This window comes from Agrobacterium sp. ST15.16.055 (assembly GCF_027956555.1).
GTDB lineage: Bacteria > Pseudomonadota > Alphaproteobacteria > Rhizobiales > Rhizobiaceae > Agrobacterium > Agrobacterium salinitolerans.
The window spans coordinates 129228-150509 of sequence record NZ_JAQKGN010000009.1 but is presented as its reverse complement, the minus strand read 5'-3'; the positions used below and the strand labels follow the sequence as shown (position 1 = coordinate 150509).

Annotated in this window: 22 protein-coding genes; 7 read left to right on the top strand and 15 right to left on the bottom strand. The window is 60.2% G+C overall.

The features are described 5' to 3' along the window. Position 1: 1 nt before the first annotated feature. Both PL599_RS14905 and PL599_RS14900 read right to left on the bottom strand, forming a co-directional pair. A complete protein-coding gene (locus PL599_RS14905; protein ID WP_269824557.1) occupies positions 2-1879 on the bottom strand; it encodes a flavohemoglobin expression-modulating QEGLA motif protein in 1878 nt (625 codons plus the stop codon). Continuing rightward, positions 1876-2706 (bottom strand): N-formylglutamate amidohydrolase, encoded by an 831-nt coding sequence (locus PL599_RS14900; RefSeq protein WP_137412455.1) that lies wholly within the window; start codon positions 2704-2706, stop codon positions 1876-1878. Before PL599_RS14900 ends, PL599_RS14905 begins: the two co-directional genes overlap by 4 nt. 290 nt (positions 2707-2996) lie before the next feature. Here PL599_RS14900 and PL599_RS14895 point away from each other — a divergent pair, with 290 nt between their 5' ends. From PL599_RS14895 to PL599_RS14870, 6 genes are all read left to right on the top strand, one after another. Continuing rightward, positions 2997-3218 (top strand): hypothetical protein, encoded by a 222-nt coding sequence (locus PL599_RS14895; protein WP_077984959.1) that lies wholly within the window; start codon positions 2997-2999, stop codon positions 3216-3218. 18 nt (positions 3219-3236) lie between these two features. Then, entirely contained in the window at positions 3237-3797 is a 561-nt protein-coding gene (locus PL599_RS14890) for a type 1 glutamine amidotransferase domain-containing protein (RefSeq protein WP_269824558.1), read from the top strand. A 62-nt stretch (positions 3798-3859) separates the two neighbouring features. Further along, on the top strand, positions 3860-4300 hold the full coding sequence (locus PL599_RS14885) for a PPC domain-containing DNA-binding protein (RefSeq protein WP_269824559.1): 441 nt from the start codon (positions 3860-3862) through the stop codon (positions 4298-4300). A 53-nt stretch (positions 4301-4353) separates the two neighbouring features. Continuing rightward, positions 4354-5214, top strand: coding sequence for a TIGR02587 family membrane protein (locus PL599_RS14880; RefSeq protein WP_142913451.1), 861 nt, complete (start codon positions 4354-4356; stop codon positions 5212-5214). A 7-nt stretch (positions 5215-5221) separates the two neighbouring features. Continuing rightward, positions 5222-5632 (top strand): TIGR02588 family protein, encoded by a 411-nt coding sequence (locus PL599_RS14875; protein ID WP_077984963.1) that lies wholly within the window; start codon positions 5222-5224, stop codon positions 5630-5632. 19 nt (positions 5633-5651) lie between these two features. Further along, a complete protein-coding gene (locus PL599_RS14870) occupies positions 5652-6878 on the top strand; it encodes an NAD(P)/FAD-dependent oxidoreductase (protein WP_269824560.1) in 1227 nt (408 codons plus the stop codon). A gap of 6 nt (positions 6879-6884) precedes the next feature. Here PL599_RS14870 and PL599_RS14865 read toward each other — a convergent pair whose 3' ends face one another. Further along, positions 6885-7370, bottom strand: a complete 486-nt coding sequence (locus tag PL599_RS14865; RefSeq protein WP_137412460.1) for an MgtC/SapB family protein — start codon at positions 7368-7370, stop codon at positions 6885-6887. Positions 7371-7542: 172 nt separating this feature from the next. Between PL599_RS14865 and PL599_RS14860 the strand changes: the two genes are divergently transcribed. Continuing rightward, a complete protein-coding gene (locus PL599_RS14860) occupies positions 7543-8043 on the top strand; it encodes a YciE/YciF ferroxidase family protein (protein ID WP_137412461.1) in 501 nt (166 codons plus the stop codon). Positions 8044-8116: 73 nt separating this feature from the next. On the opposite strand, the gene PL599_RS14855 is transcribed toward PL599_RS14860, so the two are convergent. The 12 genes from PL599_RS14855 to PL599_RS14800 form a co-directional block, all read right to left on the bottom strand. Continuing rightward, on the bottom strand, positions 8117-10453 hold the full coding sequence (locus PL599_RS14855) for a glucose/quinate/shikimate family membrane-bound PQQ-dependent dehydrogenase (RefSeq protein WP_269824561.1): 2337 nt from the start codon (positions 10451-10453) through the stop codon (positions 8117-8119). Between the two features lie 103 nt (positions 10454-10556). Further along, positions 10557-10898: a hypothetical protein gene (locus tag PL599_RS14850; protein WP_077984967.1), complete on the bottom strand. Its 342-nt coding sequence runs from the start codon at positions 10896-10898 to the stop codon at positions 10557-10559. Between the two features lie 72 nt (positions 10899-10970). After that, positions 10971-11243 carry a hypothetical protein gene (locus PL599_RS14845; protein WP_161596369.1) on the bottom strand — a complete coding sequence of 91 codons (273 nt, stop codon included), beginning with the start codon at positions 11241-11243 and terminating at the stop codon, positions 10971-10973. Positions 11244-11398: 155 nt separating this feature from the next. Beyond that, positions 11399-12442 (bottom strand): helix-turn-helix domain-containing protein, encoded by a 1044-nt coding sequence (locus PL599_RS14840; RefSeq protein ID WP_173991398.1) that lies wholly within the window; start codon positions 12440-12442, stop codon positions 11399-11401. Between the two features lie 118 nt (positions 12443-12560). Beyond that, positions 12561-13346, bottom strand: coding sequence for a 3-hydroxybutyrate dehydrogenase (locus PL599_RS14835; RefSeq protein ID WP_269824562.1), 786 nt, complete (start codon positions 13344-13346; stop codon positions 12561-12563). A gap of 4 nt (positions 13347-13350) precedes the next feature. Then, the gene (locus tag PL599_RS14830) at positions 13351-15306 is read right to left on the bottom strand and encodes an acetoacetate--CoA ligase (RefSeq protein WP_269824563.1); all 1956 of its coding nucleotides are present in this window, start codon (positions 15304-15306) and stop codon (positions 13351-13353) included. Beyond that, complete coding sequence (gene mmsB, locus PL599_RS14825) at positions 15303-16187, bottom strand: 3-hydroxyisobutyrate dehydrogenase (protein ID WP_269824564.1); 885 nt, start codon at positions 16185-16187, stop codon at positions 15303-15305. Before mmsB ends, PL599_RS14830 begins: the two co-directional genes overlap by 4 nt. A 13-nt stretch (positions 16188-16200) precedes the next feature. Continuing rightward, complete coding sequence (locus tag PL599_RS14820) at positions 16201-17796, bottom strand: GMC family oxidoreductase (protein ID WP_269824565.1); 1596 nt, start codon at positions 17794-17796, stop codon at positions 16201-16203. Between the two features lie 73 nt (positions 17797-17869). Further along, on the bottom strand, positions 17870-18877 hold the full coding sequence (locus tag PL599_RS14815) for a branched-chain amino acid ABC transporter permease (protein WP_142913443.1): 1008 nt from the start codon (positions 18875-18877) through the stop codon (positions 17870-17872). Between the two features lies 1 nt (position 18878). Beyond that, the gene (locus PL599_RS14810) at positions 18879-19766 is read right to left on the bottom strand and encodes a branched-chain amino acid ABC transporter permease (protein ID WP_077984974.1); all 888 of its coding nucleotides are present in this window, start codon (positions 19764-19766) and stop codon (positions 18879-18881) included. Positions 19767-19768: 2 nt separating this feature from the next. After that, complete coding sequence (locus PL599_RS14805; RefSeq protein WP_269824567.1) at positions 19769-20470, bottom strand: ABC transporter ATP-binding protein; 702 nt, start codon at positions 20468-20470, stop codon at positions 19769-19771. 1 nt (position 20471) lies between these two features. Further along, positions 20472-21257: an ABC transporter ATP-binding protein gene (locus PL599_RS14800; protein ID WP_269824568.1), complete on the bottom strand. Its 786-nt coding sequence runs from the start codon at positions 21255-21257 to the stop codon at positions 20472-20474. Positions 21258-21282: the final 25 nt, after the last annotated feature.

Genomic DNA, 21282 nt, shown 5'->3' with positions numbered 1-21282 from the left:
CCTATAAAGTCGCCAGTTCGGCGATGGATAATCCCGCCCGGATTTTCTCCAGGCGCTCATTGGCCTTGGCGGGCAATAAAAATGCTGGCCTTATCCCAGGGGGACGTAACAGGCCGCGCAACGCCAGCTCCTGCATGACAGGAAAATGCTGAGCGGCGATCTTACCCATCCAGAACGGATCGAGCGCCCCGCCCTTTCTTAGATGGTCCATCACCTCGGCCAGCCCGCGCAGATAAATCGCATCCTTGGAGAGACCGCCGCCGCGATAGATGCGCAGCACCATGTTGAAGGCGCCGGCCTCATCGAACCCGTGATCGCGGGTCATGATGCGGAAGGTCTCCACGAAGCTTGCACCATCCAGCATTGCGGCGCATCCGACAACGCGGCCAGCGATCAGCCGCAGGCGCTCACGCGTCATGCCGCCAGCCAGATATTCCGCCAGCACTGCCAGCCCCTCCTGCACGCCTTCGTAACCGGAAAGGCCGGTGCGGAAGAGCCGCAACCCCTGAAACGAGCCATTGAAATAGGTGAGAAGATGCACCCCGATCTCATGCGACAGCAGCGCCTCGACACGGCGCTGTTCCATGACGGTATGGCGGGAGATCAAAAGCTTCTCGCCCGTCACCATCATGCCCGGCGGCAGGTCGTCGCGGATTTCGACGCGCGCCTTGAACTCCGGTTCTTCCGCCAGATAGGTCTCGACCATCTCGCGCGACTTCTTCGCGACAGCATAACAATCGACCATGGCGATTTCGCCACTTTCCTGCCCGCGCGGGCAATCCTTGAGCACATGAAGCGCCAGCGTCAGAAGCGCGAGTTCGACGGCGCCATATAGCGCGCGGGAGAAATCGGTGAAGGTACGATGATGCAGGCTGGCCAGCATCGTCAGCTGCAGATCGATCTCCCGCTGTTTCTCCCGATAAAGATGATAGAGCACAGGGTCTTCGAGGTGATCGAAGGCGACGGAATAAAGCTTGCGCTTCTGCTCTTCCACATCCACGCCCAGCGGTCGGTAAAGCAGGCGCGGCGCGTATTGGAAGCCGCCGTCGCGAAACTCCTCGAAGGCCCGTCGCGCATTGATGGGCGTGACCGAGAGTAGAAAATCGAACGACGAGACGATGTCGTCGATAGATCGGTCGGCGCGTTTCACCGCATCCACAAAGGCCTTGCGACCCAGCGCCCTGTGACTGGCGACGTTTAACGCATCCATATCGGAGGAAAAAGACGAAAAGGCCTGCAAACCCGCATCGAAAAGATCGGCGATCATCGTCTCCCGCAAACCGGGATAATCGGCACCGGATTCCGGCTGGCGATAGATCGGCGCAAAACGCACGCTGATGCAGGGAAAATCCAGCCCGGCATTCTGAAACCGGAGGATCGGATCGGCTTCCGGCTCCGGCCGGGTGATGCGCGGCGTGCGAAAGCGTACCTCGGCATCGCAGACTGCCTTTATGAAGACCCGACGCGCTTTCTGGGTTTCCGGTTCTGACGTGGCGGAGACCGAAACCTCAAAATGCGGCAGGAAAGGTGAATCGTCGGCCAGCAGGATGTCGTGCTCCAGTTCGCCGATATCGAGTACGATGAAGGCGCCGAAACGCTGCCGCATGACCGTGCCAATAGCCTCGATCAGCGGCGCCGCCTCCTGAATGGTCGGCACGATCAGATAGGAGGCATGGGCGGCGGCGATATCGCGGGCGGCGAGATTTTTCGTGCCGCCGGTCAGATGCAGGCACAGGAACGGCAGCGGCCGGTCGATATGCATACGACCGTCTTTGCCGACATCGCGGCGGATGGCCTTGCCGGCCTCGAGGCAGGACACGACGTCATCGACCAGATCGGCGACGGGAGAGGGCGCGCTGGGGGCGGATGAAGGATTCATCGCCGCGACCTCAGACATTCTTCGATTACTGGCTGGAGTGCCGCGATCGCTTGGCGAATATCCGCCACCACACGCTCATCCGGCTTTCCCGTCCACTCGTCCATGAAAAATTTCTTGAACTCGATTGCGATGGCGCAGCCATTTTCTGCGAACCTTTCGTGGATGAAACGGGTCTGCTCTCCCTTGCCCTGAAACGCCACGTTCTCGCGAACATCGAGGTGGCGTTCGCCGATGGTCGCTGACGCGAAATGGCGCCCGACCGCGCTCACGATATCGCCCCAGCGGCTGCGATCCATGGAAAAGGTGCCTATATTGATATCGGGCGCTTCCGCCTGCGCCGTCGGTGGCGCGGCCGCACCCTGCCGGCGATGATTATAGCTGTGTATATCGAGCACCACGAAAGCCCCATGCCGCCTTTCGATTGCGGAGAGCATAGTCTCCAGCATCGTGTAATAGTCGGCGTGAAAGTCGAGCGACTGCCGGACGGCTTCCTGCGCCGGCTCTTCTTTCCAGACCTCAAGCCCCCAGGATTGTTCCGGCTTCAGATAGATCGCCTGATCGGCCGCTCGGTTGAGATCGATTTCGAAACGTGAATGGTGAACGACGATACGGTTCGTCAGCCCGGCGATCATCTCACCGGTGAAAGGATCTTCCTCCCTCAGCCTCTGTTCCGGGGAAAGGGCCATGAGCCGCGATACGTCAGGTCTAATGCGATGGCCGTCATGGATGGCCGTGCCGATAACAGGCGAGCCGCCGAAATCGATCGACCAGAAGCCTTTGTTTTCGTGGTTATTCCGGTATTCACCGTCGCTCTGTCTGGCTGCCATGCCGCCTCCCCTGCATCGGGGATAAAACAGCGGGACATGCCCGTTTGTTCCGGTGAAAAATTGCGCGCGATACATTCCGCTCGGCAATGACGCCGCCGGAAAACTACGGAACCTTACCGGAAAGATCACGTTGTTCCAACTGGAGGGGCCGCCGTGTCAAACGGACGCGATGGCGCTGAAGAACATCGGGATTTTTCCGTTTTCTCCCGATGGCCAACGAAACGGCAGCCGAGCTTCTTACCCATCCGGCGCCCCTCCGTTCCCGCTTTCGACGCACAAGGAGCCGCGACATGGAAAAGACCGAAACACGCAAACTTGCGGAAGAATATCTGCGTCTCGGCGGCACGCGTCAGGTGATGATCGACGATAACAAGACCTTCGTGCGCCAATGGGAGCACGAACCGGCGGAGGCCGAACGGTTCTGGCAAACGCATATCGAAAATCTCGATGCGGAGCGCCGCAAGGACGTGGAGTTTTTCCTGCCATCTATCAATTCTGACAAGGACGACTAAACCTACAAGGAGAAAGACATGACTGCCATCAACGCCGCAAAAATCCTCATTCTCGCAACGGACGGCTATGAGCGTTCCGAACTGCGCGTGCCCTATGACCAGCTGAAGGCCAAAGGTGCAGACGTGAAGATCGCCTCCATCGAGGAGGGCGAGATCAAGAGCTGGGACAAGAAGAACTGGGGCGACAGCATCGCCGTCGATCTCTTGGCGAAAGCCGTCAAAGCGGAAGATTTTGACGCGCTGGTTCTTCCCGGCGGCCAGATCAACCCAGATATTCTGCGTCACGACGAGGATGCGATGCGGGTGGTCCGCGATTTCGTCAAATCCGGCAAGGTGGTCGCCGCCATCTGCCATGCACCGTGGCTGCTTATCGAAGCTGACGCCCTGCGTGGCCGCGACGCCACCTCCTATTGGTCGATCAAGACCGACCTCAAGAATGCCGGCGCCAACTGGAAGGATGAAAAGGTGGTAACGGACAAGGGGATCGTTACCTCCCGCAGCCCTGACGATCTCGACGCCTTTGTCGCCAAGATCGTGGAAGAGGTCGAGGAAGGCCGCCACGAACGCCGCGCCGCTTAAGACACGCACCTTTATTCCCGTGCCGCCGGTTTTCCGGCGGCACTTCTATTTGGGAGGAAGACATGAAAAGCAGATTGCTGGCAAGCGGCGCGGAGCGTACCTTCATCCTCGTCATCGATCCCGAAGAAGAAGCATTCGAGGCTATCACGCGCTTTGCCAAGGCCGAGAACATCAACGCCGCCTCGGTGAGCGCGATCGGGGCTTTCGCCACGGCGACCCTCGCCTTTTTCGACCTTTCGACGCGGGACTACAATGAAATACCGGTCACCGACCAGAGCGAGGTTCTGAGCCTGCTCGGCGATATCACCCTTGACGAGAACGACACACCCAATCCGCACCTGCATGTGGTTCTGGGCTTTGCCGACGGCTCCACGAAGGGCGGCCATTTTCTCAAAGGAGTGGTGCGGCCAACGCTGGAAGTCGTCATCCGCGAAACACCTGCGGAGTTGCGGCGCAGTTATCGCCGGGAATTCGGCATCGCTCTCATCGATCCCGCGAAATAAACCCACGGAACCGGAAAAACACCATTGCGTTATCGCTCTGGACAGGGGGTAGCATGGTGGCGGCGATCAATCAAAGAGATGCGGATGATGACGAGGTCGGGCAATTTCTGATCGGTCTCGCACGCGGCACGGCGGGTGCATTGCTGTTTGCCCTGCCCATGCTGATGACCATGGAAATGTGGTTTCTCGGCCTTTACATCAATTCATGGCGGCTTTTTCTGCTTTGCATCCTCAACCTGCCGCTGCTGCTGCTTCTCGCCCGCCGCATCGGTTTCGAGAATGTTTACTCCTGGAGCCAGGCGCTGCGCGACGCGATAACGGCCTATGGGCTGGGCATCGCCGTCAGCGCCGCCGTACTCCTGCTGTTCGGCATTCTGAACGACCAGATCACCGCCTCCAACTTCATCGCCAAGATTGCGTTGCAATCCGTTCCAGCCAGCATCGGCGCGCTGCTTGGGCGCAGCCAGCTCGGTCAGCATTCTGATACGAAGGATGAAGAGGAGGGCGAATATTCGGGCGAGACGGGTTATCTGCACGAACTGTTCATGATGATGGTCGGCGCGCTTTTCCTCGGCCTCAATGTCGCCCCGACGGAAGAAATGATCCTGATCGCCTATAAGGTGACGCCCTATCACATTCTGGCGCTTTGCCTGCTGTCGATCGCCATCATGCATGGCTTTGTCTACGCGCTTCACTTCAAGGGCTCGCACCAGCTGCACGAAGGGCAGAAGTGGTGGCAATCCTTCATCCGCTTCACCCTGCCCGGCTATGTCGTCGCCATCGCCATCAGCATCTATACGCTTTGGACCTTCGAGCGCCTCGACCACACCTCGCTATCGCAGATCATGAATGCCGCCGTCATTCTCGGCGTGCCCGCCTCGATCGGCGCGGCGTCGGCCCGGCTGATCCTGTGAGGACAAGATGACGATATCCAAAAACGGAAAACAGATGGAAAGCGCCGATCCGCATTGGATCGAATGGGTGACGGGAACCATCTGCACGCTTCTGGTCGCCGCCATGCTAGGCTCGATCGGTTATGACATTTATCGCTACAGGCCGGAGGATGCCCGCTTCGACATCGCCGTTACCGGCGTAGAGGGGCAACCCGGGCAATACCGGGTGAAATTCGACATCCGCAACCTTTCCATGACGACGGCGGCGCAGGTGCAGGTGCGCGGCGACCTGCAGCAAAACGACGCGACGCTGGAGAGCGCCGATGTGACATTCGATTACGTCGCCTCGGAGTCTCGCGACACCGGCACGCTTTTCTTCCGCAACGATCCCCGCAGCGCAACGCTCACCATCAATGTCGCCGGCTATACCGAGCCGTGACACCTTTCAGGATGATTTCATGCCGACATCGGAACTGACAAAAGAACGTGACCTCAGGGACTCAAAACCCGTGTGGGCGGATAGCCCGCGTATCGGAGTCCGCAGCAGGCGCATGCCGGAGGCCGACCATTACGATACGATTGTCGTCGGCGCCGGCATCAGCGGCGCACTCGTATCCCACGCCCTGCAACGGCCAGGTCAATCCATGTTGATCGTTGACCGGCGTGAGCCGGTCATGGGCAGCAGCGTCGCCAGCACGGCGATGATCCAGCACGAGATCGATACGCCGCTGACGCAGCTTCGAAAGATGATCGGCAGGCACGCGGCTGACAGGGCATGGCAGCGTTCCGCCCGCGCCGTCCTGCGGCTGGAGGAAATCGTCTCCTCGCTCGGCATTTCCTGCAGCATGAAGCGCAAACAGGCGCTTTATCTCGCCGGAGACGACATGGGATCGCGCGCGTTGAAAGCCGAAGCGGATGCCCGCAAAGAAGCGGGCATCGAGGCCCGTTTCCTCACCGCTGCGGAACTGAGAGAGCAATACGGCATGCACCGGACCGGGGCCATCCTCAGCGACATCTCGGCCTCCGCCAATCCCGCACAGCTGACGGCCGGCCTTTTGCGCCACACGGCGGGCGCGGGCGCCGAAATCGTCTCGCAGCTTGAGATCACCGATCTCAGAAACCTCGGCGACGCGGTTGTCCTCGCCACCGCCGGTGGCAAAATCCTTTCCGCACGCAATGTCGTTTTCTGCACCGGCTATGAATTTCTGAAAATGCTCGAAAGCCCGAAGCACCAGATCATTTCCACCTGGGCGCTGGCGAGCAGAAAGGGGCTTGACCTGCCCGACTGGCTGGAGAACCACATCGTCTGGGAGGCCTCCGATCCCTATCTCTACCTGCGCACCGACCGGGAGGGGCGGATGATCGCCGGAGGCGAGGACGAAGAAAACCCCACCGCCTACCAGTCGGAGCGCAAGCTCGCCGCCAAGGCGGAAACGATCCGTCGCAAGATCGAAAAGCTTCTCGACATCGATGTGGGAGAACCGGAATATCGCTGGGCGGCGGCCTTCGGCACGACCACCACCGGTCTGCCGCTGATTGGCCCCGTGCCCGGAATGAACAACGTTTATGCAGTGATGGGTTTTGGCGGCAACGGCATTACCTTCAGCCAGATCGCCGCTGAAATCGTGGCCGCCGCCGTCAATGGCGGCAAGGACCCCGACGCCGATCTTTTCCGCTTCGACTGATGTCGTTTAGTCCTCCTTGATGCCCGCCGCCACCTGCATGCGGCGCAGCGTCCACAGGACGACAATACCCATCCCCGAAGCAAGAAGGGCAAGCGGCCACATGCCAAGGCCGGCCGAAAGGCCGATTGCCGCCGAAAGCCACATGCTGGCGCCCGTCGTCAAGCCTTTGACATCGCCTCTGGTATAAACGACCACACCCGCCGCGAGGAAGGCGATGCCGGCCGTCACCGCCTCCACCAACCGGATGGGATCGAGCCGTGCGGCTTCATGACCTTCCGCCATTGTCTCCATCATATGAACGGTGATGACGCAAAAGGTGACGGCGGCGAGGCCGATCAGCATGTTGGTGCGCAGTCCAGCGGTGTTCTTGTGAAACTCCCGTTCCAGACCGATCAGGCCGCACAGGATGACCGCGCCAAACACACGCACCAGCAGCACCTCGAAAGGGATGGAAATATTCATCGAAAATTCTTCTGCTAGGCTTTGGGGCAAGGTCGCATCTCCTCCGGCAATTTCTTCACACTAAGTTTAAGGAGACGTGTTGGTTCCACTCGGCAATATAAACGTTGCGCGCAACAGAGCCGGAACTATGGCCGAGGCAAAGGGTTTGCCTCCCGTGCGCATGGGCGCACGTCACATATTTTCACACATGGGAGAAGGACCAATGGCCGAGAAGAAACTCGACGACCTGTTTTATGACACGCTGAAGGATATTTATTACGCCGAGAGGCAGATCCTGAAAGCCCTGCCGAAAATGGCCCGGGCGGCCACCGACCCGAAGCTGAAACAGGCTTTTGAAAAGCACAAAGAAGAAACCCAGGGCCAAATCGAACGCCTGCAGGAAGTGTTCGAAATCATTGGCAAGCGGGCTCAGGGCAAGACCTGCGAAGCCATTCAGGGCATCATCGCCGAAGGCGAAGAGATCATTGAGGATTTCAAGGGAACGCCCGCTCTCGATGCCGGCCTTGTCTCCTCGGCACAGGCGGTCGAGCACTACGAGATCGCCCGCTATGGCACGTTGAAGGCATGGGCGGAAAAGCTTGGCCACACAAAGGCCGTCGCACTGCTGGATGCCACGCTCAAGGAAGAGTCCAAGACCGACGAGGCCCTGACAGCGCTCGCCAAAACCTCTGTTAATGCCGCCGCAGAGAAAAAGGCGGCGTAAGGCGCTTTCATTCAAAACAAAAACCGGAATGGTCACCCATTCCGGTTTTTTTGTGCCTGAAGACCCGTAGACCCTATGGCAGCGTATAGGCGATGACGTAATCACCGGGCTTGGTTCCAACCGAACCGTGGCCGCCCGCTACCATCACAACATATTGCTTTCCGTTTTCCAGCGAATAGGTCATGGGCGTTGCCTGACCGCCGGCCGGCAGACGCACTTCCCAGAGCTGCTTGCCGGTCGTCAGGTCATAGGCGCGCAGATAGTTGTCGACGGCAGCACCGAGGAAGGCGACGCCGCCCTTGGTGATCATCGGCCCGCCAATGCCCGGCACGCCCAATTTGAAGGGCAGCGGCAGCGGCGTCATGTCATGGACCGTGCCGTTCTTGTGCTTGTAGGCGATATCGCCGGTGCGCAGGTCAGCGCCCGCGACATAACCCCATGGCGGGGCCTGGCAGGGAATCTGCAGCGGACCGAGGAACGGGCCCATGAACACGCCATAGGGCGCACCGTCGTTGCGGTTCAGGCCCTGTTCGCTGCCTTTCTCGTCCTGACCCTTCGGCGGAATGTCGGCGCGCGGCACGAGCTGCGAGGTGAAGGCCAGATAGGTCGGCATGCCGAACATGACCTGGCGTTCGGGATCGACCGCCACGCTGCCCCAATTGAAGGTGCCGAAATTGCCGGGATAGATGATCGAGCCGTTCAGCGAGGGCGGCGTATAGCGGCCCTCGTAGTTCAACTGATGGAAGCGGATGCGGCAGGCGAGCTGGTCGAACATGGAAACGCCCCACATGTCCTTTTCCTGCAACGGCTCCGGCTTGAAGGACAACGCCGTCGTCGGCTGCGTCGGAGAGGTGAAATCCTCGGGGATTGCCCCGCCCGGTGCAGGCTCTTCGGTGATCGGCAGCAGCGGCTCGCCGGTGCGCCGGTCGAGAACGTAGATATCCCCCTGCTTGGTCGGGCCGACGAGGGCCGGCACGGTCTGGCCGTCCTTGGTGATGTCGAGCAGCACCGGCTGAGCCGGCACGTCCATGTCCCAGAGATCGTGATGAACCGTCTGGCGCACCCAGCGATCCTTACCGGTATTGATATCCAGCGCGACGATGGAGGAGGAGTATTTCTCCACATTCTCGCTGCGGCCCATGCCGAGCTGATCCGGCACCTGATTGCCGAGCGGGACATAAACGAGACCGAGGCCTTCATCGTAACTGAAGACCGACCAGCTGTTGGGCGAATTGGTGGTGTAGGTCTCACCCGCCGCAATCGGTTCGGTTTTCGCCGGATTGCCGGAATCCCAGTTCCAGACGAGCGCGCCGCTGTTCACATCGAAAGCGCGGATGACGCCGGACTGTTCCTGTGTGGAATAGTTGTCGTTCACCGCACCGCCAATAATGATCTTGCCCGCGGCGATGACGGGTGGCGAGGTTGAATAATAATAACCGGCAGGATTGTATTTCATGCCCTGCTCAAGATGCAGCACACCCTGATCGGCAAAGGACGTGCAGACCTGACCGGTGGCAGCGTCAAGAGCAATCAGCCGCGCGTCCGAGGTCGGCAGGTAGACGCGTTGTGCGCAGGCCGTGCCTTCAGCGGCATTCGGCTCGGCATAATAGGAAACGCCGCGGCAGGTCTGGTGCTGGCGGTCCGGATTGAGACCGACATTGGGGTCGTATTTCCACTTTTCCTTACCGGTGGCGGCGTCGATGGCGATCGCCCAATTATGCGGCGTGCAGATATAAAGCATATTGCCGATCTTGAGCGGCGTCACCTGATAGGTGGTTTCACCCACGTCATCTGGCAGCTTCACATCGCCCGTCTGGTAACGCCAGGCTTCCTTGAGTTGCGAGACGTTGTCGACATTGACCTGGGTGAGCGGTGAATAACGCTGGCCATAGGGCGTGCGGCCATATTGATGCCAGTCACCGTCAGGGACATCGCCACCATAAACGGGCGTGGCCGAGGCCGTTTCCTGCGGCAGGGAACCTGCCGTATCGTGCGGATCCTGCGCCATGGAATATCCGGCAACGACGATGGAGGCGAGGACGGAAAGGGCAAGAGGCCAGGCATTCGGCCCATAGCTATGTCCGGTCGGGCTTGCAAAACCGAGCGGCTTTCTGACCCATGGAACCAGAAGCCAGAGACCGATGAGAATGATGACGCCGCCGCGCGGGCCAAGTTGCCACCAGTCGAAGCCGACTTCCCAGATGGCCCAGGCAAGCGTCGCGACAATGAAGACAGCATAGACATGGAGGGCTGCGCGATTGCGCTTGAACAGCAGAAAGGCCGTCAGCAGAAAGGCAAGCCCGGAAAGAACGTAATAAAAGCTCCCGCCCAGCATGACGAGCTGAGAGCCGAAACCGAACAGCGCGAGGCCGATCAGCGTGAGAAAAACTGCAGTGACGGTGACTGCCATGAATGAAACCCCCGATTCCTGTCACTTTGCGTGAAATGAAATCGGGCGCGATATGGTTCCATGAAAATCATCGTCGTCGCGAAAAAACTTCACGCCATGGTGGTCACGGGTTTTGTGGGGCTCCGGTCGAATCCTGCGGTACGGGATTTGTCTCTGTCGACGATGGCGGCTGGGCACGGCCATTTGCCGGATTGTTGTCGAAGGTTCCGGACCCGGACGGCTGCTGCGGCACGGGCGCCGTTTCTGTCTGCGAATTCTGCGGCCGGTTTTCGTCTGGTTCGAAAACCGAATATTCGACAACGGCCCAGACCACCAGTGCAAGAAACACGCTGACGATCAGAATGACAAGGACGGGACGCCCGCGCGATCCCTGCCGCGCACGTGTTGCAGTTTCGCTTTTCGGCGCATCCCGACCGCGAAGATAGCTGGCATTATCTCTGGCCATGTCTTTCACTCCCTGTAACCCTGCTGATCTAATCCCCGGGGTCAGGGTTTTGTTCCAGATCACCGGACCGCCTTAACCGCACTCGACCGGTATACGAGACCTCTCTGAGCCGTCGCAGCCTGTCACATCCACCGCGCTGAAGCTTTGCCCGAGCCCAAGCCAGGAGACCGGCAAGTGCACTCCGTCATCATCCATTTCCCATAACTCGTCTGGCAGGCCGTCCAAATCCGCCAATAGCGAGGGCGATGGCGCCTTGAGAAATTCGGCGTCCGAAAAAGAAAAGTATTTTTTCACCGCAGGGCGCCATCCGCGCCACAGGTCCAGAAAAGCAAGAATTTTCAGCATCATGATTGTCAGGCAATATATCTAAAAAAATAACCTCGCCTTTTTGGCACGTCTGGCGGCCATGCGCATCCCCGTTGCGCCGCAACTGCAGCGAATGGTCGAATTGTGCCAACAAGCCGCCATTGAGTGCCAGATCAACGCCCGACCAGGCGTGATCAGCGGCCGAGCCGTACGATCCAGCGTGTCCATTCGGCGCTATCCGGCTTCAGAATATCCGGTGCAATATCACGGCTTTCCAACGCGAAATGCCGCATCTGGCGCGGCGAAAGGCCGAAGGTCTTCTTGAAGACGCGGCTGAAATTTTCCGGATTGGTGAAACCATAGGACGCAGCCACCTCGGCAATCGTCATATGCGCCGATTGCGGCGCCCGCAGGAAATCCATCGCGCGCTCGAGACGCCGGTGGGTGATGAAGGCCGAAAACCCACCCAGCGGCTCGAAGAGCCGGTAGACGGTGCGTCGCGACACGCCGAATTCGCCCACGACCTTTTCCACTGACAGCGCCGGATCGAGCAGGTGATTGTCGATATAACGCCGGATGGATGCCCTGAGCGCCCGCTGCACGCCCTGCGCATTGCCGTGCCCGACATGATTGTTGATGGCGGCCGCAGCAAGTTCCAGAAGCGGAGAGACCGTGGCTGCGCCTTCACTGGCGTTCATGACGTCGAAATGGCGATAGATGCTCGTCATCGTTTCGCGCAGCAGCGATACCAGCGGCAGACCGGCCGGCAGCACGCGTTCATGATGATTGCCGGAACCGCAAAGCCTGCCTTCCAGCAGCCGGCGCGGCACGACGAGGCTGAGATGATCGTGATCCGACGTAGTAGTGGCCAGCGGCTGCGCCATATCGATGAGATAGAGGTCGCCGGGGCCTGCTGTCTCGCCCGATCCGCGCCGCGACATGCTACGTCCGCTGGCGTAGAACTGCAGGAGAAAACCATCCATGCCGTCGCGGGCGATCTTATGGCGCGAACGGTCGAAATCCTGCGCGAACGACTGGGTGCGGCCAAGCGCGACATTGCCGATGAAAGCGGCATCGACGCTGGCGAAGAAACCGTCATCCTGCGATCGCCGCAGGCGGGCATCGAACAACACATTGATCGAATCCCGCCACAGCGCCATGGCGTCGCGTTTCAGCACTTGGCGCGTATCAAAGCGTGAGCGCGCCAGCGGCGCCTCAAAAGACCCTGTGTTCGTCATCCCGCTTTTCCGTGAATACGGCGCTGAACCCCGCCGTCTACGAAATTATACAGGATTGAAACCGTTCAACAATGACGGAAGTCGACGAGACGGTTCGCTTAAAGCGGGTATGCGAAAATTATTTCGCGGTCCAGCCGCCATCGATGGAGATGGTGGCACCGGTGATGGAGCGGGCCATATCGCCCGCGAGATAGAGCGCCATTTCCGCCACTTCTTCCGGTTGTACAAACCGTCTGGTCGGCTGCGGCGCGAGCATTACCTTTTTCACCACGTCCTCCTCGCTCATGCCATGCACGCGCGCCTGATCGGCGACCTGGGCGGCGACAAGCGGTGTCCAGACATAACCGGGGCAGATGGCGTTGCAGGTAATGCCAAGTTCGGCCACCTCCAGCGCCACGCTTTTCGTCAGGCCAACCACCGCGTGTTTGGTCGCCACATAAGGCCCCTTGAAGGGCGAGGCACGCAAACCATGGGCGGAGGCGATATTGACGATGCGGCCCCAGCCCCTTTCCTTCATGCCGGGCAAGGCCGCATGGATGGTGTGAAACGCGCTGTCGAGCGAGATGGCGACGATGCGGGAGAAATCGGCGAAATCGAACTCGTCGATCGGCGCGACCTTCTGAATGCCGGCATTGTTGACCAGGACGTCGATATGGCCGAACTCGGCGATGACGGTTTCCGGCAGATGCGCGCTCTCGTCATAATGGGCGAGGTTGGCGGCAAAATAGACCGGCCTGTGCCGCGCCGCCTTCGCCACGGCCTCCAGCGCCGGCGTCGCCTCCTCAGCCGCCTCTATGCCATGCAACGCGACCCGAAATCCCGCTTCGGCGAAACGCTTGGCGATGGCAAGCCCAATGCCGCTGGTGGAGCCCGTGACAAGCGCGGTTTTCGGTTGATCCTCCATAGGCCTAGTCCTTCAGCTGCGGCAGGTTGCGGAAAAGTTCAAGCGCTTCGGGATTGGCGAGCGCATCGACATTCTTCACCGGCCGGCCATGGATGGCGTCGCGTACCGCGATTTCGGAAATCTTGCCGGAACGGGTGCGGGGAATGGCGGCAACGGCAATGATCCTTGCCGGCACATGCCGCGGCGTCGCGCCTGAACGGATGCGGCTGCGGATGGTCTTTTCCAACTCCTCCGTCAGGGCAGTGCCGCCCTTCATGCGCAGGAAGAGAATAACCCGCTGGTCACCCTCTATATCCTGCCCGACGGCAATGGCCTCCTCCACTTCGGGGACGGTTTCCACCTGCCGGTAGATTTCCGCCGTCCCGATGCGGACCCCGCCGGGATTGAGGGTCGTGTCCGAACGCCCATGAATGACGTATCCGCCGGAGGGGCGCAGCTCGGCAAAATCGCCATGCGCCCAGATGCCCGGAAACCGGTCGAAATAGGCGGCCTGATACCGTGAACCGTCCACATCGCCCCAAAATTTCACCGGCATGGACAGATGAGCGTTGCGGCAGACAAGTTCACCGGCGACGCCGCGAACGGAACGGCCCTCGTCGTCAAGCGTATCGATATCCATGCCGAGCATCGCGCCCTGCAATTCGCCGCGATGCACCGGCTGCAAAGGGTTGCCGCCGAGGAAACAGGCGCAGATATCCGTGCCGCCGGAAATGGAGGCGAGGTGCACGTCGGCCTTCCAGTCGCAATAGATATAATCGAAGGATTGCGGGATGAGCGGCGAGCCTGTCGAAAGGATCGTCCTGAGCGATGAAAGGTCATGGCTTTCACGCGGCTTCAGCCCAGCCTTCAGGCAGGCGTCGATGAACTTCGCCGATGTGCCGAAAGTGGCGATCCGTTCGGCGTCGATGAGATCGATCAGCCGCGCGGAGGTTGGATAACCGGGATTGCCGTCATAGGTGACAAGCGTTGCGCCGAGCGCCAAACCGGATACCTGCCAATTCCACATCATCCAGCCGCAGGTGGTGAAATAGAAGAAACGCTCGCCTTCCTGAATGTCGCATTGCAGCTTCTGCTCCTTCATGTGCTGAAGAAGCAAACCGCCGCCGGAATGGGTGATGCATTTCGGTTTGCCGGTCGTGCCCGAAGAATAAAGGATCGCCAGCGGCGCCTTGACGGGCAGACGGTTGAAGGCAATCTCACCCCCCGCATAAGGCGCGACGAAATCCGTAAGCGTCACGCAGCCGAGATCGGCAAGGCTTTTGGGAACGGCATCGCCGATCAGCACGATCTTTTCGGGACGTGCACTTTCCGCCACCGCACGGATGGTCGGGGCTACATCGATGCGTTTACCAGCATAACCATATTCCGGCACGGCGATGAGGACTTTCGGGTCGATCTGGGAAAGGCGGTCCGAGGCCCCGGCGGGGCCGAAATCGGGGGAGCAGGACGACCAGATCGCCCCGATGGCGCTGACAGCCAGATAGCTGACGATCGTCTCGATATCGTGGGTGACGATGGCGCCGACACGGTCGCCTTCCCTCACACCGGCTTGGGCAAGCGCCTGCACCATGCGGGACACTTCGGCGTAAAGCTCTTTGCGAGTAATCTCGCGCCTTGTTCCATCGTCGCGATAGGCGATGATGGCCAGCCGCTCATCCGCATCGCGCAGCAGGTTTTCGGCATAATTGAGCCTCGTGCCCGGATAGAACTCGGCCTCCCGGATCGTCGCGCCCGGTTTGAACGCCACGCCGCCTCGCGTGCCGATAATGCCGAGTTCGTCCCACAGAGCATCGTAAAATTCATCCGGCGCGTCGATGGACCAGCGCAGCAGGCCGGCATAATCATCGGCGGCCTGCCCGTGCAGCTTTGCCGTTTTCGTCGCGAAGGAAAAAAGCGACGAATGCTCCAGCCTTTCACGCGGCGGCACCCACAGAATATCGGAAGGCGTGGCGTCCATCATGCATCGACCCCACGCAGCATCTCAACGATGGCGGAAAAATCGCGCCCGCCGCTTCCCGCATCGACGAAGTTTTCATAGAGCGCCGCCGCCGCCGCGCCGAGCGGGGTGGAAGCCCCGGCTCCATTCGCCGCCTCCTGCGAAAGCTTCAGATCCTTCAACATCAGGGCCGCCGCAAAACCGGGCTGGTAATCCTTGTTGGCGGGCGATGTCGGCACCGGCCCGGGCACCGGGCAATAGGTGGTGAGCGACCAGCATTGCCCGGAAGAAGTGGCGGCGACATCGAACAGCGCCTGATGGGAAAGCCCGAGTTTTTCGCCCAGCACGAAGGCTTCCGAGACTGCGATCATGGAGATGCCGAGGATCATGTTGTTGCAAATCTTCGCCGCCTGGCCGTTACCGCCCTTGCCGCAATGCACGATCTTCTTGCCCATTGCCTCAAGCACCGGCTTTGCCGCAGAGAAGGCCGCAGCCTCACCGCCGCACATGAAGGTGAGCGTGCCGGCGGCAGCTCCGCCTGTTCCGCCCGATACGGGCGCGTCAACCGAGGAGCAAGCGGCGGAAGCGGCGAGTTCATGCGCCTTCAGGGCGCTTTCCATATCCACCGTCGAGCAATCGATGAGAAGCGTTCCAGCAGGGATTTTCCGAACCAGATCGCCATAGACCGACACGACGTGTTCGCCCTTCGGCAGCATGGTGATGATTACTTCAACGGCTTCGATGGCCTCGGCCGAATTCGCCGCGACGGGAACGCCCGCCTCTTTCGCCGCCGCACGGCAGGCGTCGGCAAGATCATATCCCCTGACGGCATAACCTGCCTTGACGAGATTGGCGGCCATCGGCAGGCCCATATGTCCCAGCCCGAGAAAAGCGACGGTCTTCATAGGTGCGCTCCTTTCAGCGATTATCCGCAAGGATCATGTCGGCAGCCTTTTCGGCAATCATGATCGTCGGCGAATTGGTGTTTCCGGATGTAATGCGCGGCATCACCGATGCGTCGGCGACGCGCAGCCCGGCGAGCCGGCGGAATTTCAGCCGCGCATCGACAACGCTTTCCATATCCGACCCCATGCGCAGCGTGCCGACAGGGTGGAAGATGGTGGTGCCGATATCGCCCGCCGCTTTGGCAAGATCATTGTCGTTTTCAAAGGAGGGACCCGGCTTGTATTCCTCCGGCTTGAAGCGCGCGAAGGACGGCTGGGCCACGATGCGGCGCGTCAGCCGCATGGCGTCGATGGCCACCTGGCGGTCGCCTTCGGTGGAAAGATAGTTCGGGCGGATTTCCGGCTGCATGGCGAAATCCGGTCCTTTCACATGCACTGAACCCCGGCTTTCCGGCCGCAGATTGCAGACACTTGCGGTAATGGCCGGAAAATTGTGAACCGGATCGCCGAACTTGTCGAGTGAAACCGGCTGGACATGATATTCCAAATCGGCGGTTTCCTTTTCCGGCGAGGAGCGGGTGAAGACGCCGAGCTGGCTGGGTGCCATCGACATCGGCCCGGAGCGCGTCAGCGCATATTCCAGCCCGATCCTCGCCTTGCCGAACAGGGTGGAGGCCCTTTCATTCAGCGTCAGGACGCCGGAGACCTTGTAGACCATGCGCAATTGCAGATGGTCCTGCAGGTTCTCGCCCACACCCTGAACCTCGGCCACGGTGTCGATACCGGCCGCCTGCAGCACATCGCCACGGCCGACGCCGGAAAGCTCCAGAACATGCGGCGAACCGATCGCGCCGGCGGACAGCACCGTCTCGCGCCGCGCCCGCATCGTTTTCAAGACGCCGTCATGGTGAAACTCGACGCCGGTCACCCGGCCCTCTTCGATGATAAGACGCTTAACATGCGCCTTGGTCAGCACCGTCAGGTTCTTGCGGCCAAGCACCGGCTTCAGAAAGCCTTTCGCCGTGTTCCAGCGCCAGCCGGCCCGCTGGTTGACATCGAAATAACCGGCGCCTTCATTGTCGCCCCGGTTGAAATCATCGGTCGCTGGAATGCCCGCTTCGCCCGCTGCCTTCTGGAAGGCGTCCAGCACATCCCAGCGCACCCGCGCCTTTTCCACGCGCCATTCGCCGCCGGCGGCATGCAGATCGCTCTTGCCGCGATAGAAGTCTTCCGACTTCAGGAAATAGGGAAGGATATCGTTCCACCCCCAGCCCTCGCAGCCGAGCTGCCGCCACATATCGTAGTCGCGCGCCTGGCCGCGCATATAGATCATGCCATTGATGGAGGAGCAGCCGCCGAGCACCTTGCCGCGCGGATAGATCAGCGAGCGGCCGTTAAGCCCCGGCTCTTCCACCGTTTTGAAACACCAGTCGGTGCGCGGATTGTTGATGCAATAGAGATAACCGACCGGAATGTGGATCCAGTGGTAATTATCGTTGCCGCCCGCTTCCAGAAGCAAAACGCGGTTGTTCGGATCTTTCGAAAGGCGGTTGGCGAGAACGCATCCGGCACTCCCCGCTCCGATGACGATATAGTCATATTCGCCCATGCTCTTCTCCACGCGTCACCCTTGCCGCACCGTTCCGGACGCGGAGGCCGCCTTCCAAGTGTTTTAAAAATGTCTAGCTGCGGTGCTGAAAGCCGAGTTTTCTCCCGAGCCGCGACGCGTAAAATTCGCCGATAAGACCACGCCGGAACACCAGGACGCAGGCCATGAAGACAAGGCCGGTAATGATGGTGACCGGGAAATCCGATGTCGCGAGATAGTTCTGCAAGGTAACGACAAGGCCTGCGCCAAAAATCGGGCCGATCATGGTGCCGATACCGCCGAGCAACGTCATCAGGATCACTTCGCCGGACATCTGCCAGGTGACGTCGGTGAGCGTTGCGAACTGGAACACCAGCGCTTTGAGGCCTCCCGCAAGACCGGCCAGCGTCGCCGACATGACGAAAGCACCGAGCTTGTAGCGCTGCACGCTGTAGCCCAGCGAAATGGCGCGCTGCTCGTTTTCGCGGATCGATTTCAGGATCATGCCGAAGGGCGAATTGACGAAACGCCAGATGACCAGCAGTGCCAGCACAAAGGCTGCAAGCACCGTGTAATAGATATTGAGCGGCGCATTAAGGTCGAGAAGGCCGAAGAGATGGCCTCGCGGCACGCCCTGCAACCCATCCTCGCCATGGGTAAACGGCGCCTGAAGGCAGAAGAAATAAAACATCTGCGACAGTGCCAGCGTGATCATGGCGAAATAGATGCCCTGGCGGCGGATGGCGAAAAAGCCGATGACCAAGCCGAGAAGGGCCGCCCCTGCCATGCCGATGACAAGGCCGATTTCCGGCGTCACGCCCCATTCCTTCACCGAATAGGCCGTGAAATAGGCCGCACCGCCAAAGAATGCCGCATGGCCGAAGGACAGCAGTCCCGTGTAACCGATCAGCAGATTGAAGGCGCAGGCAAAAAGCGCAAAGCACAGCAGCTTCATCAGAAAGATCGGATAAACGAACATCGGCGCGGCGACGAGGACAGCAAGGCCAGCCAGAATAAGCACGGTCTTGATGGCGCCGGCGGTCGCAGAGACTTCGGTTTGCGGCATCGCACCGGCGGTGGGGTTGTGGGTGGCTTTGGACATATCAGGCGTCCTTTCCGAAAAGTCCGGCGGGGCGGATGAGCAGCACAAAGGCCATGATGACGAAGATGACGATGTTGGAGGCTTCCGGATAAAACACCTTGGTCAGGCCTTCGGCGACGCCCAGCATGTAGCCGGTGACGATGGCGCCCATGATCGACCCCATGCCGCCGACGACGACCACGGCGAAGACGACGATGATAAGGTTGGTGCCCATCAGCGGCGAGACCTGATAGATGGGCGCTGCGAGAACTCCGGTGAAACCGGCAAGGCCAGCGCCCAGGGCGTAGGTCAGCGTCAGCAGCACCGGCACGTTGATGCCGAAGGCCTGCACCAGTGTCGGGTTTTCCGTCGCAGCACGCAGATAAGAGCCGAGACGCGTCTTTTCGATCAAGGCCCAGGTGGCGATGCAGACGATGAGCGAAATCACGACGACAAAGGCGCGGTAGTTCGGCAGGAACATGAAGCCGAGATTGGTGCCGCCGGCAAGCTCACGCGGCACCGAATAAGGCTGGCCGGCCGCACCGTAAAGCCAGCGGAACGTGCCTTCCACCACAAGCGCCAAGCCGAAGGTGAAGAGCAGCCCGTAAAGCGGATCGAGATCATAAAGCCGCGACAGCAGGAAGCGTTCGACGATCGCGCCGAAAAGCGCAACAACGAGCGGTGTCACCACCAGCGCCGCCCAGAAATTGATGCCGAAATATTGCAGGCCGAGAAAGGCGACAAAAGCGCCGAGCATATATTGCGCCCCATGCGCAAAATTGATGACGCGCAGCAGGCCGAAAATGACGGCAAGGCCCAAAGACAGCAGCGCATAAAACGAGCCGTTGATAAGGCCCACCAGCAATTGCCCGAGCAGCGCCTGAATTGGAATACCGAAGAGCATCGTCATCGTTAAACCCCCAGCACTTTGTTGAGTTCGCCCATACGGCCGGAAAGCTCAGCCACCGGAAAGTTGCTGACCATCTGGCCGTGATCCATCAGGTAGAAACGGTCGGCGATACGGCTGGCGAAACGGAAATTCTGTTCGACCAGAACGACGGTCATGCCGCGGCTCTTCAGCTTTTGCAGCACCTCGCCAATGCGCTGCACGATAACGGGCGCAAGTCCCTCTGTCGGTTCGTCGAGCAGCAGCACCTTGACGCCGGTGCGCAGGATGCGCGCCATGGCCAACATCTGCTGTTCGCCGCCAGAAAGCTTGGTGCCGGGGCTGGTGCGACGTTCGTATAGATTGGGAAACAGCTCGTAGATTTCATCGAGCGTCATGCCACCGGAGGCGACGACGGGCGGCAGCATCAGATTTTCCTCGACACTCAGCGTCGCGAAGATGCCGCGTTCCTCCGGCACGAAACCGAGGCCGTATTTTGCCGTGCGATGCAGCGGCACCGGCATCATATCCTTGCCGCCCAGCTTGATGGAACCCTTGCGGTTGCGGATGATACCCATGATGGTGCGCAGCGTCGTGGTCTTGCCCACACCGTTGCGGCCGAGAATGGTGATGGTTTCGCCCTCGCCGACCGTCATATCGACACCGTGTAGCGCCTGGCTTTCGCCATACCAGGATTTGAGGTTGGAGACTTCGAGCATTGCCGCCATATCAGGCCTCCTCCGTGCCCATATAGGCCGTGCGCACCCGCGGATCGGCTGAAACGGTGGCATAATCACCCTCCGCCAGAATTTCGCCGCGCTGCAACACCGTGACCTGATGGCAGATATCCGCCACGACTTTCAGATTATGTTCCACCATCAGCACCGCGCGAGTCTTGGCCACCTCCCGGATGAGTTCGGCCACATGGGAGACATCTTCCCCGCCCATGCCGGCCATCGGCTCATCGAGCAGCAGAACGTTCGGATCGAGCGCCAGCGTGGTGGCGATTTCGAGAACCCGCTTGCGGCCGTAAGAAAGATCGGCCGCAAGCGCATGTTTTTCCCGTGTGAGGCCGACCGTGGCGATCAGCTCCTCGGCGCGGGCGTTCAGCCTGTCGAGTGAGGAGAGCGGCAGCCAGAACTGCGTTGCAAGGCCATTCGGCCGCTGCAACGCCACCCGCACATTTTCCAGAACCGTCAGATGCGGAAACACCGCCGATATCTGGAAAGACCTGACGAGGCCGAGACGCGCCACCTTGTCCGGCGGCGTCCTTGTTATATCCGTTCCCATGAAGGTGATCGCCCCGCCCGTCGGCTGGAGAAACTTGGTCAATAGATTAAAGACCGTTGTTTTGCCGGCGCCGTTCGGACCGATAAGCGCATGCACGCGGGCATGGTGGACGTCGAGATCGACGTTTTTCACGGCCGCGAATGCGCCGAAGGTCTTGGAGAGACCACGCGCCGAAAGAACGACGCGAGGTTCGGCCTGCCCGGCGGGGGCGGGAGCGATCATCATCAAGCTTTCCCCTTTTTATTCTTCT

Coding starts and splice junctions, on each gene's coding strand:
- PL599_RS14905 (WP_269824557.1), bottom strand. CDS start 1,879: ATGAATCCTTCATCCGCCCCCAGCGCGCCCTCTCCCGTCGCCGATCTG.
- PL599_RS14900 (WP_137412455.1), bottom strand. CDS start 2,706: ATGGCAGCCAGACAGAGCGACGGTGAATACCGGAATAACCACGAAAAC.
- PL599_RS14895 (WP_077984959.1), top strand. CDS start 2,997: ATGGAAAAGACCGAAACACGCAAACTTGCGGAAGAATATCTGCGTCTC.
- PL599_RS14890 (WP_269824558.1), top strand. CDS start 3,237: ATGACTGCCATCAACGCCGCAAAAATCCTCATTCTCGCAACGGACGGC.
- PL599_RS14885 (WP_269824559.1), top strand. CDS start 3,860: ATGAAAAGCAGATTGCTGGCAAGCGGCGCGGAGCGTACCTTCATCCTC.
- PL599_RS14880 (WP_142913451.1), top strand. CDS start 4,354: ATGGTGGCGGCGATCAATCAAAGAGATGCGGATGATGACGAGGTCGGG.
- PL599_RS14875 (WP_077984963.1), top strand. CDS start 5,222: ATGACGATATCCAAAAACGGAAAACAGATGGAAAGCGCCGATCCGCAT.
- PL599_RS14870 (WP_269824560.1), top strand. CDS start 5,652: ATGCCGACATCGGAACTGACAAAAGAACGTGACCTCAGGGACTCAAAA.
- PL599_RS14860 (WP_137412461.1), top strand. CDS start 7,543: ATGGCCGAGAAGAAACTCGACGACCTGTTTTATGACACGCTGAAGGAT.
- PL599_RS14855 (WP_269824561.1), bottom strand. CDS start 10,453: ATGGCAGTCACCGTCACTGCAGTTTTTCTCACGCTGATCGGCCTCGCG.
- PL599_RS14850 (WP_077984967.1), bottom strand. CDS start 10,898: ATGGCCAGAGATAATGCCAGCTATCTTCGCGGTCGGGATGCGCCGAAA.
- PL599_RS14845 (WP_161596369.1), bottom strand. CDS start 11,243: ATGCTGAAAATTCTTGCTTTTCTGGACCTGTGGCGCGGATGGCGCCCT.
- PL599_RS14840 (WP_173991398.1), bottom strand. CDS start 12,442: ATGACGAACACAGGGTCTTTTGAGGCGCCGCTGGCGCGCTCACGCTTT.
- PL599_RS14835 (WP_269824562.1), bottom strand. CDS start 13,346: ATGGAGGATCAACCGAAAACCGCGCTTGTCACGGGCTCCACCAGCGGC.
- PL599_RS14830 (WP_269824563.1), bottom strand. CDS start 15,306: ATGATGGACGCCACGCCTTCCGATATTCTGTGGGTGCCGCCGCGTGAA.
- mmsB (WP_269824564.1), bottom strand. CDS start 16,187: ATGAAGACCGTCGCTTTTCTCGGGCTGGGACATATGGGCCTGCCGATG.
- PL599_RS14820 (WP_269824565.1), bottom strand. CDS start 17,796: ATGGGCGAATATGACTATATCGTCATCGGAGCGGGGAGTGCCGGATGC.
- PL599_RS14815 (WP_142913443.1), bottom strand. CDS start 18,877: ATGTCCAAAGCCACCCACAACCCCACCGCCGGTGCGATGCCGCAAACC.
- PL599_RS14810 (WP_077984974.1), bottom strand. CDS start 19,766: ATGACGATGCTCTTCGGTATTCCAATTCAGGCGCTGCTCGGGCAATTG.
- PL599_RS14805 (WP_269824567.1), bottom strand. CDS start 20,470: ATGGCGGCAATGCTCGAAGTCTCCAACCTCAAATCCTGGTATGGCGAA.
- PL599_RS14800 (WP_269824568.1), bottom strand. CDS start 21,257: ATGATGATCGCTCCCGCCCCCGCCGGGCAGGCCGAACCTCGCGTCGTT.